We start from the raw sequence: 15,825 nt of genomic DNA, 5'->3' as shown, positions 1-15,825 counted from the left end.
GCCGGACGCGGCCCCGATGCGCGGCCGCCGGAGCGACAGTTTGGTGGAAAGCGGTTTTCGGGAGATCATGAGCGCGTGTCGAGCGGTACGGGCGAGGTCCCGAGGCGGCGGGCGAGTGTCTTGCCGCGCAGGGTTTTCGCCGAGAGGTTGTCGGCGTTGTTCGACGCGGCCGGAAACCCCACGCTGCGATCCGTCGCCGCGGCCGCGGCCGCGCGCATGGCCGCGGCCGGTGGGAGCAATACCGCCACCACGCAGCGAATCAGCGATTGGCGCACCGGCAAAGCCGTTCCAGCCGAGTTCGAATCACTGCTGCCGGTCCTGCTCACCCTGATCGAAAAAGCCACCCGGACCGGCGCGCCCGCGCCCGAACTGGTCAAACTGCCCGCCTGGCGGGCGATTTGGCGGGCGGCACAGGCCCGCGGCCCCGAAGCCGAAATCGCCTGCCCGTACCTGGGATTGGCCGCCTACGGCCCGCAGGACCGCGAATGGTTCTTCGGCAGAACCCGGGCCACGACGGAGATCACGGAGCTGCTGCGCCGGACGGTGGATGGCCCGAACACGGGTCCGGTCGTGGTCATCGGGGCCTCGGGCGCCGGTAAATCGTCCGTACTGCACGCGGGGGTGATCCCGGCGCTGCGCGCCGACCGGGACTGGAGTGTGGCCTCCATGACTCCCGGCACCCGACCGGCCAAAACCCTCTCGGAGTTGCTGAACCCGTCCGATCAGCACACCAAACGCCCCGATCTCGTGGTCGTCGACCAATTCGAGGAGACATTCACACTCTGCCGGGACGAGCCCGAACGCGAGCGGTTCCTGCGCGACATCGCGGTCCTGACCGAAACCTCCCGCACCATGGTGGTTCTCGCGGTCCGCGCCGACTTCTACCCACACTGTCTGGCCTATCCGGTGCTCGAGGACGCGATCAATGCCCGCTGCTACGCATTGGGACCGATGCGCGTGGAGGAACTCGGCGAGGCCATCACCGGACCGGCCCAGGCGGCCGGACTGAACCTCGAACCGGGACTGCCCGAACTCGTCGTCACCGAATTGTGCGGTCTGGGCGCGGGGCATGACCGGCGCAGCTACGACCCCGGCGGGCTGCCCCTGTTCTCGCATGTCATGGCCGCCACCTGGCAGCATCGGGCGGGCGCTCGGCTAACGGTGGCGGGCTATCGCAAGGCCGGTGGTGTCGCCGGATCGGTGGCCGCCACCGCCGAACTGGCCTGGCAGGCGCTGACTCCCGCCGAACAGGCCGCCGCCAAAGAACTGCTCATGTATCTGGTCACCGTCGGCGTCGACAGCCGGGATACCAGGCGCCGCGTTCCGCGCGCGGAATTGCTCATGCGCACAGGCAATTCCGAGGCCGCGCAGGCCGCGCTGATCCGCCTGATCGACGCGCGGTTGATCACCGCGGACTCCGTGGGTGTCGGCGAATCCGGTATCGCGGCCGCACCGGCGAGCGGCGCCGAGCCCGAGAGCGGTACCGCGCGCGAAATCGTCTGGTTCACCCATGAGATCGTGCTGGACGCCTGGCCCCGCCTGCGCGCCTGGATCGACGAGGGCCGGGTCGATCATCTGATACGTCAGCGACTGGAGCTCGATGCCACCGAATGGGCTGCGACACAGCGTGATCCGGCCCTGCTGTATCAGGGCGCGCGGTTGACCACCGCGGAGCAGCTGGTCGGGTCACCGGGAGGCGTCATCGGCGAGTTCCTCATCGCCGCGCAGACCACCCGGACCCGCACCCGCAGGCTCGCCCTCGCCACACGCAGTGTGCTCGCACTCCTGGGCGTCGGGGTGCTGGTACTCGGCATAGCGGCGTACGCACAGACCAGACTGTCGGCGCAGGAGCGTGAAAACGCCGATCTGGTGGCGACGTTGGCCGAGGCCGACAGTGTCCGCGGCACCGATCCCTCACTCTCCGCCCAGCTCGATCTGGTCGCCGATCGCCTGCACCCCGGCGATCCGGATATTCGCTCGCGCCTGTTGCGCACCCAGAACCTGCCGCTGGCAGCACCCCTGGCCGGGCATCGGGGTGCGGTGAATCAGGTGGCGTACCGGCCCGACGGGCGAGTGCTGGCCTCGGCCGGACAGGACGGCACGGTGCGACTGTGGGAGGTCGCCGACCTCGCCCATACCGCATCCCTCGGATCACCCCTCGAGTGCGCGGATGCCGCGACCGCAACGCTGTTCAGCCCGGATGGCAAACTCCTGGCAGCCGCGTGCGGGGGCGCGATTCGACTCTGGAACGTCGAAGATCCCGCGCGTCCGAATCAGCTCGCGACCACCGGTGCGGGCAAGGTGAGCAGGCTCGCCATCGCTCCGGACGGGAAGACCCTGGCCGGGAGCGACGGTACGACCGTCACCCTGTGGGGTATCGACAATCCTTCCGCGCCAAGGCAATACGTCCAACTGCCCGGTATCGGGCCGGTGGTGGCCATGACCTTCGGGCCGGGCGGGCAACTCGCGGTCGCGGGCAGCCACACCGTCCAACTCTTCTCACCCGGTGCGGCGCCCACCGCCCTGAGCGCGCCGATATCGGTGCCCGGGCCGGAGATTCAGGCCATGTCCCTGAGCCGCGACGGCACCACGCTGGCGGTCGGCGGCGGCGACAACGCCTTCGTGGCAACCGGCAACGCCGATGCCACCGTCACCCTGTGGGACCTGGCCGACCAGCGCCGACCGGCGCAGATCGGCAGCCCGCTCGTGGTGGCTACCAAATCCGAATTGCGTTCGCTCGCTTTCGATCCCGACAGCGGAATACTGGCCACCGGCGACCGCGACAGCATCACCCTGTGGTCGGTCGTCGATCGCGCCCACCCGACTCGTCTCGGCGAACCGCTGGCCGCGCCATCACCACCCTGCCCCGATGCCAACAGCTTCCAGCCCTGCCGGGACAGCCCCAACACCCTGGCCTTCGCCGCCGACGGACAGACCGTCGCTGTCGGCGGCGCGCAGGGCGGATTGCGGCTGTGGTCACTCCCGCCCGCGGTGATCGGCGGTCGCATCGGCTGGTCGGCCAACTCGGGGGCCATCAGTGCGGTCGGCACCATGGAGACCAGCGTGGTGGACGGCCGAATCGAGCTGTGGGACATACACGATCGCCGATCGGTGCGCCTGCTCGCCGATCTCGGCCCCGGACCGAGCCGGGACTTCGCCGGCACCCCCGCACTCAGCGACGACGGCCGACTGACCATCACCAGCGCCGGAGCGCACGCGGGCGTGCAACTGCTCGATGTCGGCGATCCCGCGCACATCCGCACGCTCTACCGCTTCCCCGACGCCGTCGCGGGCTGGTTCGGGCAGGGCGGGCGCCTGCTGGTGACCCTGGAATCGTTCTGGAACGTGCGCCTGTGGGACCTGTCCGATCCCGCGCACCCGGTCGCCGTCAGCCCACCCACCGAAATAGGTTCGGCCCCTATCGGTTTGACAGCGTTCGCGATACCGCACAGCGGTCACCTGGTGGTGACTCTCGCCCCCGACAAGAATGCCGCCGGAGAACCCGAGTACCTGATCAAGCTCTGGGATATCGCCCGCCGCGGCAGCATGACCGAGATCCACCGCATCGCAAGCGATCCCGATCACCCGGTCGGGGCGTTCGGACTCACCCCCGATGAGCGCACCATGGTCACCCTGTCCGCGAACACCCTGCGGATCTGGGATATCAGTTCCCCGGCGCAGGCGCACCCGCTCGGCGACCCGATCATCGGGCACGCCTTCAATATCCAATCGGTCGACTTCAGCCCCGACGGCACCCTCATGGCTACCGCGGGCGCGGATTCCACGGTGCGGCTCTGGGACTTTCGCGATCGCGCCCATCCCCGGCCCATCGGGCAGACCATCACCATGCCGAGCCGCACCACCTGGAATCTGAGTTTCGACCCGGCCGGTGGGCGGTTGATCGGCGTCGGCAACAGCGTGATGAGCATCTGGGATCTCGACGAACGCGAAGCGGCACAACGGATCTGCGCCGTCACCCACAATGCGCTCACCCGCGAGGTCTGGGCCGCACATCTGCCCCGGCTCCCCTACCAGCCGCCCTGTCCGGAGACCACGTGAGCCGAAACCGCCTATGGGCCCTGCTGTGCACCGCCGCGCTCACCCTCGCCGGGACCGCCACCGCCGCCGCGGACACCCCGCCACGACCCGAACGGGCGCTGGTCGGCGCGGGTACCGGGCTGGCCGTGCTGCGCGGTGGACCGCTGACCGATCACGCCGTCGTGTACATGTGCACGCTCACCGCCATCGGATATGACGCGGCGGGCAACCTCATCGGCCTGACCAACGCGCACTGCGAATACGACGGCGATCAGCAATGGCTCGGCGATCTGGTGCTGCTGCAATCCGAGGCGTTCGCACCCGGCGCGACCGTGCCCGATCTGCACCTGCTGGGCCGAGTCGAATACATCAGCGGCGGCAACCCGGTCGTCCCGGGACCGAATGGTCCGGGACTCGACTACGCGGTCATCGTCTTCGACAAATCGACCGTCGAACCGGTCACGACGGTCGGTGAGACAACCGTCCGCAACCTCGGCGCACCACCCCCGGACGGCACCCCGGTGTGCAAACAGGGCATGACCAGCGCGCGCACCTGCGGTGTCACCCTCGCCACCGTAGGTCCGTACCTGCTGACCACGGTCTCGGAGTACCCCGGAGACTCGGGCGCTCCCGTCGTCATGGGCGACACTCTGATCGGTAACCAGTGGTCCTGGGGTGCGGGCACCAGCATCACCGCCATCCTGGCCGACCTCGACAGCCGCGGCGGCCCCGGGGCCGGCTTCCACCTCATTTCGTCCTAGCCCCAATACCTTTCATCCCGGGCGAGCTCGCGCCACCCTAATTTGTCGGTGGGTCGCCGTAGGGTTGCGTTCATGAGCATTTCGATGTGTCGGCGGGCAGGGCCGAACGAATTCGGTTGCGCGGTCGATGGTTCGGATAGCACTGTGTTGGTCGTAAGTGATGTACGTGCAGGGCCATGGGGAGTGGCCCTCCGGGGGAAGGAATGTATGCCATGAATCGCAATATGATTCGCGGGGAGCACCGCGGGCCGAGGTTCGCCAAGAGCAGCTTCAGTTACGGCGGCGGCGATTGCGTCGAGGTCGCGTACCACGAAGGCCAGATCGCCGTGCGCGACTCCAAGGATCGGCACAGCCCTACGCTGTGGTTCACGAAATCCGAATGGCGGGCGTTCACGTCGGGGGTGCGGGCGGGGGAATTCGATTTCGGCGCCTGATGTGCTGGTGGTGTCGCAGCGAATTCGCTGCGACACCACCACCCCCACATGCGGCCGACCCCTCGACGGCCGCTGGAAAATGGTCAATTGGTTGTGATGCGCTGGATTTCGTCCCGGAGTTCGGCGAGAAATACGCGGGCATCGTTGTCGAACAAAGCCATTCGACTCAAAGCCACCCAGCGGCGGCGATGAGCGTCGACGAGTTCGGGTCCACGCGTCACCATATTTCCCGGAATCGGTTCCGCGGAGGCGAGCGCGTGGTCCTCGTTCTCGTAGATCACGAAACCGTGCGGGATCGTGGTGCTCGCCTCGATATCCTGCGGAATCACCCCGATGGTGACCGTATCGAGGGTCTCGATCGAGATGATCCGGTCCAACTGGGCGAGCAGTATGCGATGCGGACCGGGCCGAAACCGCAGGGCCGCTTCGGTAATCAGGAATTCGAAGCGCTTCGCGGGGTCGTACAGCACACGCTGACGATCCAGGCGCGCGGCGAGCGCGGCCGCCAGAGCGTCCGGCGCATAGGGCGGATCGAAGGTCGCGAACACCCGGCGCGCGTAGTCGGCGGTCTGGAGCAGACCCGGCACCAGTGCGGGCTGGAAGTTCCGCACCAGGTGCGCGTCCTGCTCGAATGCCCGCACATCGTCCTGCAGATGCGGTCGTTCCGCGAGCGAGGACGCCCAGTCCTGCACCTCGGGTGAGTGCGCCGCTTCGGTCAGACTGCGCAACAAATCCCGCGTATCCCCTTCCGCCCCAACCGCTTCGGCCCATTCGAGCACCTGCGGAAGCGGGGGAACCACGCGGCCGGCCTCGATTCGAGACAGGGTCGACTGACTGATTCCGACTCGCTTGGCCAACTCCCGCCCCGAGATCCCCGCCATGTCCCGTAACCGGCGCAGCTCCGCGGCCAACTGCTGGCGCGGGTGCGACTGGCACGCAACCGATTCCGCGGCCATCGCCGCCGCCTCGGTCGCGCCCTCTGCCGGCTGATTCACTGGAAACATGATGATTCAGATCGAATCACGTTGATTCAGCCGCGTCAAGCCGAGACCGGACACACCGTGAATCACGCCTGGAATCACCTGCCCGACAGGCGATTCAGCCAGAACGGTACCCATGTGCGGCTCGGATTCTCTGGGCTGCTGGAAGATTGCGGGTGCGCGATTCCGGATGCGGCGACGGCTAGGGGTTCGAATCGGTGGGGGCGGGGAAATCCGGGTAGAGCGTTACCTGGGGGCGGGGGGCGGCCCACTCGCGCACCCAGGGGCCGATCGGTCCGTAGATCTCCGCGGAGACCAGATCCGCGCACTCCCCTATGCGTTCCAGCCAGTGTGCGCCACGCTCGTTGTGCGTCATCGCCGCGTCGGCGTCGACGTACTCCTCGATAGCCACATAGCTGCCGGGCACGGTCGAGAACCACCGATATCGGAGAGTCTCGGACTCCGCGACGGCCTGCGCCCGCAGTGCGAGCGCGGCCTCCTCGAACTCGGCCTGCCGACCAGCTCGGACATCGAAACGGGCGCGCACGAAAAAGCTCATGACCGTATTTCACCAGCCTCCGGTTTCGATCCGGTAGCCGACAACACGGAGCTGCCACGGCGACACCTCGCCGGTCCGCACCCTCCGATGTCCTGGCATCGACCCGTTGGGCATTACGATTCGCGTCGTTCGCAAGATCCCATAAAAGAAGGGCTTGTTACATGGCACGCAAGGTCATCGTCGAGATGGTGGACGATTACGACGGGACGTCCACTGCGGTCGAGACGGTGCAGTTCGCCCTCGACGGCATGGACTATGAGATCGATCTGTCCACGCTCAACGCGGCCGCGCTGCGCGGGGTATTCGAGCAGTGGACCGCCCACGCCCGCAAGGTGTCACGCGGACCCCGTGACAAGGTCGCCAAGCCCCGCCCGGCGGCCGACCGCGAGCAGACCCAGGCGATTCGGGATTGGGCGCGCCAGAACGGATTCGACGTCTCCAGCCGTGGACGCGTGTCGGCGCAGGTCGTCGCCGCCTACAACAAGGCCGCCGCATAAGACTCCGCCTGGCTCTTCGCCCCGGCAACGGATGACCCCGCCAACTCGCTGGGTCATCCGCCACGACGCCCGCGATCAGTACGCGGGCGCCGACCGGGCTTCGTCAGATCTTCTTGACCACACTCGATTTGAGTTGCATCGGGCCGATGCCGTCGACCTTGCAGTCGATATCGTGGTCCCCGACTCCGTCGATGAGGCGGATATTGCGGACCTTGGTACCCGCTTTGATACCGGTCGGGCTGCCTTTGACCTTCAGGGACTTGATCACGGTCACGGTGTCACCATCGGCCAGGACATTGCCGACCGCATCGCGGATCACGGAATCACCTGTGTCAGTGCCATTCCCGGATTCGACAGTCCATTCATGGGCGCACTCCGGGCAGGTCAGCAGCCCGCCCACTTCGTAGGTGTACTCGCTCGCGCACGCCGGACACGGAGGTAGTGCGGTGCTCACTGGTTCGGCCCTTTCAGCTGGCGGTGAGGAATTCGATGATCGCGGCATTGACGTCATCGGGGCGTTCGAGGTAGCCGTAATGCCCGCAGTCCTCGATCTCGACATATCGGGCGCCGGGGATGGTCGCGGCGACCTCCCGGCCGAAAACCGTTGGCACCATGCGATCGTCGCCGAACCCGATCACCAGGCTCGGCACCGCGATTCGGCGGTAGTCGGCCAGGCGATCGCGGGAACGATCCATGCCCAGCTGTGCCCGTACCCCGGCCGACGCCTTACCCGAGGCGGTGTACTCGAAGATGTCCAGCCACTCCTGCGCTTTGCCGGGATCGGTCAGGGTGCGCGGTGACAGGTTCAGCATCGCTTTGATCGCGGCGGCGTACTCCGGCGGCAACTCCACGCCCTTGTCGATCAGCGCCTGCTCACCCCTGTTCAACATCTGCGCGACCGGATCCGGTCGGCCCGTCGCCGCCATCATGACCGCTTTGCCGACCAATTCGGGGCGCGCCAGTGCCAACTCGGCCACCACCCGCGCACCCATGGAGGTCCCGACAATATGAGCGGGCCCGCCGCCCAGATGCCCGATGAGGGCGGCCGTATCGCCGACCAGGTCCGCCATGGCGATACCGCCCGCACTCTCGGTCGAGGGTGCGATCCCGCGGTTGTCCGGGGTGGCCACCCGGAACCCGGCCTTGACCAGAGCGGGCACCTGATAGGTGCGCCACACCCGTCCGGGGCTCCCGGAACCCATGACCAGCACCACCAATGGACCGTTCCCGGTCACCTCGTAGCTGAGCTGGATTCCATTCAATGCGGCAACAGGCATGCTTCTTCTTCCGTATGTGTGTGCTGACAACGATTCACGCGCGGCCGTGACGGCGTTCGTATTCTTCCCGCTCGGTCGCGGACCGCTCACGCTCGCGGGCATCGACCAGGGTCGGGTCGAGGCCGTGCTTGGCCAGGCGAGCCCGACGGAACACGTACATGAGCGCGACGGTGAAGTAGATCAGAGGCAGGTACAGCAGCGCCATCATCGCCAGCCCCATCCACAGCGGACCGGGAATGAGCAGGAACAGACAGAGCGGCGGGATGATCGGCAGCAGAATGCGCAGCAGATACCGGCGCGCGGCGCCCGGACCGGTCAGATCCCGAATCACCCATTCGCGCATCGACGGCGGCAGCGTCCCACCGCAGATGTACCGAATCCGCTGGGCGAGTGTGGGTGTGGTGCGGTCGGAAGTCACCGGGCGGCTCCTACGGGGCGGGACGCGTACTCGCGGGCGAGCGCGATGGCATCGGGTGTGTGGTCGAAGATGGGTGTCTCCCCGCCGCCGGGCAGTGCGCCGACCGCGGCCAGGCGACGACGATGGTCGGCGCGCAGCCCGGATATCAGGACGGTGATATTGCGATGCTCCAGCTTGCCGATGGCGTCCTTGAGAACCAGTGCGCCGGTGGTGTCCAGGGCACTCATATGGGACATGCGCAGGATCACCACCCGCACATCGGATACCTCGGCCAATTCGAGCAGGAACCGGTGGGCGGCGGCGAAGAACAGTGGACCGTCGAGGCGGTAGGCAACGATGTGCTCGTGCAGCAGGGCATGCTCCTCGGCCACATGATCCGCATCGTCGAGTGGGACCTGTTGCAGCCGAGCCTCTTTCGCGACCGACCGGACCGCGAGCAGCAGGGCGATCCCGACACCGACGGCGACGGCGGTCACCAGATCGAGCGCGACGGTGACGGTGAACGTGACGACCATGATCAGCGCATCACCCCGGGAGGCCCGGGCGATCGCGGCCAGCGATGCGGTCTCCACCATGCGCACGGTGGTGGCCAGCAGCACTCCGGCCAATGCGGCGACGGGGATCTGTGCCACCAATGACGCTGCGAGATAGATGATTCCGGCCAGCACCGCCGCATGGGCGAGTGCCGCCAGCCGAGTGCGTGCGCCCGAGCGCACATTCACCGCCGTGCGCGCGATCGCTCCGGTGGCGGGGACTCCGCCGAACAGCGGTGCGGCGATATTGGCCAGGCCCTGACCGAGTAGCTCCCGGTCGGGATTGTGCCGGGTGCCGACCGCCATCGCGTCGGCGGCCGTGGCCGAGAGCAGCGATTCCAGTGCGGCGAGCGCGGCCACCGCCAGTGCGGGCGCGATGAGCGACCCCAACTGATCGAGGTGCACGAATCCGATACTGGGAGCGGGCAATCCGGAGGGAATCGTCCCGATCAGGCTCAGATCGAGACCGGCGGCCCGCGTCACAATCGTGGCGACGGCGACCGCGAGCAGCGCGAACGGCAGCTTCGGCAGGTATCGCCCACCGATCAATACCACCGCGGCCACGACCAGCGCGGTCACCAGTGACGCGGGGTTCGGGTGCGAGAAGTATTGGCGCACGGCGTCGAACCCCGACTGCCACACCTTCTCGCCGTCGGCGTGCGCGATACCGAGTGCCGCCGGAAACTGTTGCAGGGCGATAACGACCGCGATCCCGGCGGTGAATCCCTCGATCACCGGGGCGGGCATGTATCGCACTGCCCTGCCCACCCCGGCGATCGCGAGCACCACCAGTACGAGGCCGGCCAGCAGCCCCACCGCCAGCACCCCGCTCCCCCCGAACCGGTGGAAGATCGGTACCAGTACGACGGTCATCGCACCGGTGGGTCCCGACACCTGAAAGCGTGAGCCGCCGAAGACCGCGGCCACCGCACCCGCCACCACCGCGGTGGCCAGCCCGGCGGCAGCGCCCATGCCCGAACTGATGCCGAAGCCCAGCGCCAGCGGCAAGGCCACCAGCGCGACGATCAACCCCGACAGCAGATCCGCGCCGGGCGCGCGGACCGCCGGTCTCCACTCCGCCCAATTCGGCAGCAGCGCACGCATTGTCATCGTTTTCGAGCCAGGCGGGACTTCAACGCGGCGAGCTGTTCGCGCAGGGTTTCCGGGAGACGATTGCCGCCGATGGTGGCGTACCACTCATCGATCGAGGTGGTCTCGGCGACCCATTCGGCGGTATTCACCTCGAGGGCCGCGGCGGCCAGTTCGGTGTAGGAGTCGGAGAGGCCGTTCAGATCGAGCGCATCGGCGGTGGGCACGTACCCGATCGGGGTCCACTCGGCCTCGGCAGTGCCTTCGAGGCGTTCGAGCGCCCACTTCAGCACGCGCACATTATCGCCGAAGCCCGGCCACAGGAATTTGCCGTCGGCACTGCGGCGGAACCAGTTGACCTGGAAGATCTTCGGCAGTTTCGCCGGATCCGCGCCCGCGCCGAGTGCGAGCCAGTGCGCGAAATAGTCACCCACGTGATAGCCCAGGAAGGGCAGCATGGCCATCGGGTCCCGGCGCACCACGCCCACCTGTCCCGCCGCCGCGGCGGTGGTCTCCGATGAGAGCACCGAGGCGGTGAAAACCCCGTGCTCCCAGTCGAAGGACTCGGTGATGAGCGGGATGGTGGTGGCGCGGCGGCCACCGAAGAACATCGCCGAGATGGGTACCCCGGTGGGGTCGTTCCACTCCGGTGCGACCGACGGGCACTGCTCGATCGGGGTGCAGTAGCGCGAATTCGGGTGCGCGGCAGGGGTTCCCGAGGACGGCGTCCAATCCTGCCCGTGCCAGTCGGTCAGGTGATCGGGGGCCTGGTCGGTCATCCCCTCCCACCACACGTCACCGTCATCGGTGCGGGCGGTATTGGTGAAGATCGAATTGCCTTGGGCGATGGTCGCCATGGCGTTGGGATTGGTCCTGGCACCGGTTCCCGGTGCCACACCGAAGAATCCGGCCTCCGGATTCACCGCGTACAGTCTCCCGTCGGCCCCGAATCGCATCCAGGCGATATCGTCGCCGATGGTCTCGGCCTTCCATCCGGGCAGCGTCGGCTCCAGCATGGCGAGATTGGTCTTACCGCACGCCGACGGGAACGCCGCCGCGATGTAATGCGAATTACCCTGCGGTGAGGTGAGTTTCAGGATCAGCATATGTTCGGCCAGCCAGCCCTCGTCGCGGCCCAGCACCGAGGCGATCCGCAGCGCGAAACATTTCTTGCCCAGCAGCGCGTTGCCGCCGTACCCGGAGCCGTAGCTCCAGATCGTGCGGGACTCGGGAAAATGCGCGATGTACTTGGTCTTGTCGCACGGCCACGCCACATCGGCGTGTCCATCGGCCAGCGGCATCCCCACCGAATGCAGGCATTTGACGAATTCCGTTCCCTCGCTGAGCTTTTCCCACACCGGTGCACCCGAACGCGCCATGATCGCCATGGACACCGCCACGTACGCCGAATCGGTGATCTGCACACCGAATTTCGGGTCGGCCGCGTCCAACGGCCCCATGCAGAACGCGATCACATACATCGTGCGCCCGGCCATCGCACCGCGATAGTGCTCGGTCATCACCGTCCGCATATCGAGCGGATCGACCCAGTTGTTCGTCGGACCCGCATCACTCTTGTTCTCCGAGCAGATGAAGGTGCGGTCCTCCACTCGCGCCACATCATCGGGATCCGAGACACACCAGAACGAGTTCGGCTTCGCGGCCAGCGGCACGAAAGTGCCCCGGTCCACGAGCAAACGGGTGAGCCGATCCCACTCCGCACGGCTGCCGTCACAGAACACGATGCTCTCGGGCGCGGTCAGCTCGGCGACCTCGGTCACCCACGACAGGATGCCCGTATGGGTCGTCGGCGCCTGCACGGTCACCACGGCGTCAGGGTGGTCGGTCACTGGTTCTCTCCTTCACGAAGCTACTAGGTATCTAGTTTAGAAAGTCTGCAATCAGTGGGTACGGGGTACCCCCGGTGCGATCTCCGGGGGGCAGGCTAGGCGGACTGCTCCAGCGCCTCGACCTGACCGGCGACAACGCCGGTGAGAATCGCACGGGCGGCGGCGAGTAGCTCGATCACCTGCGGTGAGGTGAGTTCATAGGTGACCGAAAGACCCTCGCGGCGAGCGGCCACCAGGCCGGCGCGGCGCAGAATCGACAGCTGCTGGGAGAGATTCGCCGCCTCCACGCCGATCTCGTCCAGCATCTCCGAGACCGCGTGCTCACGTTCGCTGAGCAGCTCCAGGACCCGGATCCGAACGGGATGGCCCAGCGTTTTGAAGAAGTCGGCCTTCATTTGGTAAAGGGGCCTGCTCAAACCCGGCATCGCGAGCCACCTTTCCGTCGAGTGCGCGGTGGCGCGCCGACCGGCCCGCCACTTGCAGAGTTTAGCAAGCAGCACAACCAACGTAGCGCACCGGCTGTGACCATAGACCCTTCGAGACGGGCGGAAGGGCGGTATCGACTCGATCATGACCGGACCAGACTTTCGGTATGACCAGTGCAAACACCCAGCGCGCAACCCTCGCGCCGGACCGCGAGACCGTCGCGGACGCAATCGAAATCGCCTCCCGCGCACCGTCATTGCACAACACCCAGCCCTGGCGCTGGGTGTTCGATGGCACCCGGCTGCAGCTGTACGGGGATACCGATCGGCAGCTGTTCGCCACCGACCCGCACGGACGTGAGTGGATGATCAGCTGCGGTGTGGTGCTGCACCACGCGTGCACCGTATTCGCCGCGCTGGGCTGGCATACCGAAGTCACCCGGCTGCCCGATCGGGATCGTCCGGATCTGATCGCCACCATCGGATTCGAACCGTGGCCCGATCCACCGGCGGCGATCCTCGCGCGGGCCGGAGCCATCGAGCACAGGTACAGCGACCGGCTGCCGATGAGCGAGCCGACGGGGTGGGCCGCCGTGGCCCCGGCCCTGCGCGCGCTCACCATGCTGCACGATGTGGCCTTCGAGGTCATCGCGCCCGAGGCCCGTCCCAGGGTGGTGGCGGCATCGGGTCAGGCCGCGAAAGCGCGCGGCTACGACATGATGTACCGCGACGAATTGGATTGGTGGACAGGGCATACCGATATCAGCGAGGGGGTCCCGGAGAGCGCACTGCCGTCCTCCGCCGAAGTGGCCCGGGTGGATATCGCACGCGACTTCCCGCGCGCACCGCACTCCGCTCGCCGCGCGGAGATGACGGACCACGCGCAACTCGTGCTGCTCGGCACCACCGACGAGACACCGTCGCGTTGGCTGCGCACCGGCGAGGCGCTCTCGGCCGTGCTGTTGGAGTGCACCGTCCGCGGACTCGCCACCTGCGCCCTGACCCACATCACCGAACTTCCGGCCGCCCGGCGCACGCTGGCCGATCTCCTCCCCCACCGCACCCTCCCGCAGGTTCTGATCCGCATCGGCACGACACCCGAGGACGACCGGCCGTCCGCCACACCCCGCCGCCCGATCGCCGATATCCTCACCTTCCGCTAGGACCGCGACCGCATGCCCGAGGCCGCCTGGGACCGCTCCGGCAACAGGCGGCTCCGATGGCGGCCGGGACCGGCTCGGCGGGGCCATCGACGATGGCCCGCATGGCCTTTCGCAGCACCTTGCCCGCACGGTTCTTGGGCAGCGCGGAGTCGATATCGACGGCGGGCAAGGCCGCCACCGGGCCGATACGGTGACGGACGGCGGCCATGAGATCCGCGCGCATCCGGTCAGCGGTGGGTTCCGGACCCGAGGACCACCAGCGCGCGGGGCAGCCGACCCCACGCGCGTTTCGACCTCCGATGACGGCGTATTCGGCCACCGCGGGATGATCCGCGACGATCGGCTCCATGGCCTCGATCGAAAGACGATGGCCCGCAACGCGGCGCGGGCTCTCTCGGCCGTCACCGGTCGGGTGATCAATGGTCCTTTCGTTGCTCCGGAGCCGGCTGCTGATCCTTGACGTATTCGCGAATGATCGACAGGGGGGCGTCCGCGCGTGAACTCGATGCCGGTTCCACGGTCGGGGTGATGGGCTGGGCCACATGGGATTTCAGTATCGCCGCGATATCGCATGCCCAGGCACTGATCTCGGTCCAGTCGCGCAGGTCGATGGCGGACTGTCCGCGCAGCGGGGAACCGGGGAGGTGGAGCAGTACGCGGTACATGCCCGTGAGGCGCTGGGGGTTGTAGCTGCCGCCGAACACTCCGGTGGCGAACGGGTGCAGCCAATCGTAATGCGTTCCGAGCGAGTCCATTTGGGCATGGACCTCGGGGGTCGGCGGTCGCGTCGCATCGAGTTGGCCGGTACCGAACACCGCGACATCGCGATGCGCCAGCACCGGGCCGAAGCGGTTCAGGAAGCGGTGCGCGGTGCGCGGCCATCGGCCGAAGTAGAACGGTGCGCCCAGGACGAAGCCGCGGTAGTCGTCGATCGCGCGGATCTCACGCATATCCCGGCAGTCCACCGCGAGCCCCGCCGCGCGCAGGGTGGTCGCAATGGCTTCGGCGATCTCGCGCGTCGATCCGTAGCGGGTCGCGTACGCGACGAGTATCCGGCCTTTCATAACGTCTGTCCCGCCGTGGCGCCGCCGTCGATGACGAACTCCGAACCGGTGGAGAAGGTGCCCTCGGTGACGATGAAACGCACCAGGGCGGCGACCTCTTCGGGTTCTCCGAAGCGGGGCAGCGGCTGGCCCAGGACCATCGATTCATCGAGCGCGGCGGTCATCGGGGTGTGGACCGGTCCCGGATGTACCGAGCACACCCGGATCTTGGCAGGCCCGAGCTCGAGGGCCGCGCCCTTGGTCAGACCGCGCAGACCCCATTTGGCGGCCACGTATCCGGCGATACCCGCATAGCCGATCAGGCCCGCCGTCGAGGAGATATTGACAATCACTCCCCCGCCCGCCTCGCGCAGTCGCGGTGCGGCGTAATGCATTCCGAGCCACGCACCGTACAGGTCGACATCCAGATCGTGCCGGAACAGGGCCGGCGGCTCCGACTCCACGGTGCCGAAGGTGACGATCCCGGCATTGTTGACCAGGACTTCGAGCGGACCGAATTCACCTTCGGCACAGTCGATCACCCGCTTCCAGTCATCCTCGATGGTGACGTCGAGGTGATGGAATCTGGTCATGTCGCCGAGGTTCTTCGCCAACTCCGCGCCCTCGTGATCGAGCAGATCGGCGATCACCACGCCGAATCCCTCCTTCACCAGCGCGGCCACGATCGCCGCACCTATCCCGCGGGCACCACCGGTCACGATGGCGCTTCTACCTACCAGTGAGCTCACGATCACGTC

The 15,825-nt window shown here is 67.3% G+C and carries 16 protein-coding genes; 5 read left to right on the top strand and 11 right to left on the bottom strand.

All coding sequences use genetic code 11. The features are described 5' to 3' along the window. Nucleotides 1-75: 75 nt before the first annotated feature. The 3 genes from OHB26_RS27585 (at nt 76) to OHB26_RS27575 (ending at nt 5,233) form a co-directional block, all read left to right on the top strand. A complete protein-coding gene (locus OHB26_RS27585; RefSeq protein ID WP_330180162.1) occupies nt 76-4,059 on the top strand; it encodes an nSTAND1 domain-containing NTPase in 3,984 nt (1,327 codons plus the stop codon). Beyond that, nucleotides 4,056-4,799: a hypothetical protein gene (locus OHB26_RS27580; RefSeq protein WP_330180161.1), complete on the top strand. Its 744-nt coding sequence runs from the start codon at nt 4,056-4,058 to the stop codon at nt 4,797-4,799. The genes OHB26_RS27585 and OHB26_RS27580 overlap by 4 nt, the downstream gene beginning before the upstream one ends. Nucleotides 4,800-5,011: 212 nt before the next feature. Further along, on the top strand, nt 5,012-5,233 hold the full coding sequence (locus OHB26_RS27575; RefSeq protein WP_330180160.1) for a DUF397 domain-containing protein: 222 nt from the start codon (nt 5,012-5,014) through the stop codon (nt 5,231-5,233). Between the two features lie 83 nt (nt 5,234-5,316). On the opposite strand, the gene OHB26_RS27570 is transcribed toward OHB26_RS27575, so the two are convergent. Then, nucleotides 5,317-6,228: a helix-turn-helix domain-containing protein gene (locus OHB26_RS27570; RefSeq protein ID WP_330180159.1), complete on the bottom strand. Its 912-nt coding sequence runs from the start codon at nt 6,226-6,228 to the stop codon at nt 5,317-5,319. Between the two features lie 187 nt (nt 6,229-6,415). After that, nucleotides 6,416-6,772: a putative quinol monooxygenase gene (locus OHB26_RS27565; protein ID WP_330180158.1), complete on the bottom strand. Its 357-nt coding sequence runs from the start codon at nt 6,770-6,772 to the stop codon at nt 6,416-6,418. 161 nt (nt 6,773-6,933) lie between these two features. Between OHB26_RS27565 and OHB26_RS27560 the strand changes: the two genes are divergently transcribed. Further along, nucleotides 6,934-7,269, top strand: coding sequence for a histone-like nucleoid-structuring protein Lsr2 (locus OHB26_RS27560; RefSeq protein WP_330180157.1), 336 nt, complete (start codon nt 6,934-6,936; stop codon nt 7,267-7,269). A gap of 103 nt (nt 7,270-7,372) precedes the next feature. Here the strand turns inward: OHB26_RS27560 and OHB26_RS27555 are convergent, their stop codons facing one another. The 6 genes from OHB26_RS27555 to OHB26_RS27530 form a co-directional block, all read right to left on the bottom strand. Beyond that, nucleotides 7,373-7,723, bottom strand: a complete 351-nt coding sequence (locus OHB26_RS27555) for a zinc ribbon domain-containing protein YjdM (protein ID WP_330180156.1) — start codon at nt 7,721-7,723, stop codon at nt 7,373-7,375. A gap of 13 nt (nt 7,724-7,736) precedes the next feature. Next, the gene (locus OHB26_RS27550; RefSeq protein WP_330180155.1) at nt 7,737-8,546 is read right to left on the bottom strand and encodes an alpha/beta fold hydrolase; all 810 of its coding nucleotides are present in this window, start codon (nt 8,544-8,546) and stop codon (nt 7,737-7,739) included. A gap of 34 nt (nt 8,547-8,580) precedes the next feature. Next, entirely contained in the window at nt 8,581-8,964 is a 384-nt protein-coding gene (locus OHB26_RS27545) for a DUF5313 family protein (RefSeq protein ID WP_330180154.1), read from the bottom strand. Continuing rightward, nucleotides 8,961-10,601 carry a SulP family inorganic anion transporter gene (locus tag OHB26_RS27540; protein ID WP_442943046.1) on the bottom strand — a complete coding sequence of 547 codons (1,641 nt, stop codon included), beginning with the start codon at nt 10,599-10,601 and terminating at the stop codon, nt 8,961-8,963. The genes OHB26_RS27545 and OHB26_RS27540 overlap by 4 nt, the downstream gene beginning before the upstream one ends. 2 nt (nt 10,602-10,603) lie before the next feature. Next, nucleotides 10,604-12,436 carry a phosphoenolpyruvate carboxykinase (GTP) gene (locus tag OHB26_RS27535; protein ID WP_330180152.1) on the bottom strand — a complete coding sequence of 611 codons (1,833 nt, stop codon included), beginning with the start codon at nt 12,434-12,436 and terminating at the stop codon, nt 10,604-10,606. A gap of 95 nt (nt 12,437-12,531) precedes the next feature. Next, the gene (locus OHB26_RS27530) at nt 12,532-12,861 is read right to left on the bottom strand and encodes an ArsR/SmtB family transcription factor (protein WP_330180151.1); all 330 of its coding nucleotides are present in this window, start codon (nt 12,859-12,861) and stop codon (nt 12,532-12,534) included. A 167-nt stretch (nt 12,862-13,028) separates the two neighbouring features. Here OHB26_RS27530 and OHB26_RS27525 point away from each other — a divergent pair, with 167 nt between their 5' ends. After that, nucleotides 13,029-14,024: an Acg family FMN-binding oxidoreductase gene (locus tag OHB26_RS27525; protein ID WP_330180150.1), complete on the top strand. Its 996-nt coding sequence runs from the start codon at nt 13,029-13,031 to the stop codon at nt 14,022-14,024. Here OHB26_RS27525 and OHB26_RS27520 read toward each other — a convergent pair. The 3 genes from OHB26_RS27520 to OHB26_RS27510 form a co-directional block, all read right to left on the bottom strand. After that, on the bottom strand, nt 14,011-14,373 hold the full coding sequence (locus OHB26_RS27520; protein WP_330180149.1) for an AMP-binding enzyme: 363 nt from the start codon (nt 14,371-14,373) through the stop codon (nt 14,011-14,013). The genes OHB26_RS27525 and OHB26_RS27520 overlap by 14 nt on opposite strands. Before the next feature lie 67 nt (nt 14,374-14,440). Next, complete coding sequence (locus OHB26_RS27515; protein ID WP_330180148.1) at nt 14,441-15,088, bottom strand: flavodoxin domain-containing protein; 648 nt, start codon at nt 15,086-15,088, stop codon at nt 14,441-14,443. Then, nucleotides 15,085-15,816, bottom strand: coding sequence for an SDR family oxidoreductase (locus tag OHB26_RS27510; protein WP_330185802.1), 732 nt, complete (start codon nt 15,814-15,816; stop codon nt 15,085-15,087). Before OHB26_RS27510 ends, OHB26_RS27515 begins: the two co-directional genes overlap by 4 nt. Nucleotides 15,817-15,825 lie beyond the last annotated feature (9 nt).

It is taken from the genome of Nocardia sp. NBC_01503 (assembly GCF_036327755.1).
GTDB lineage: Bacteria > Actinomycetota > Actinomycetes > Mycobacteriales > Mycobacteriaceae > Nocardia.
This window is presented reverse-complemented; position numbering and strand designations above follow the sequence as displayed.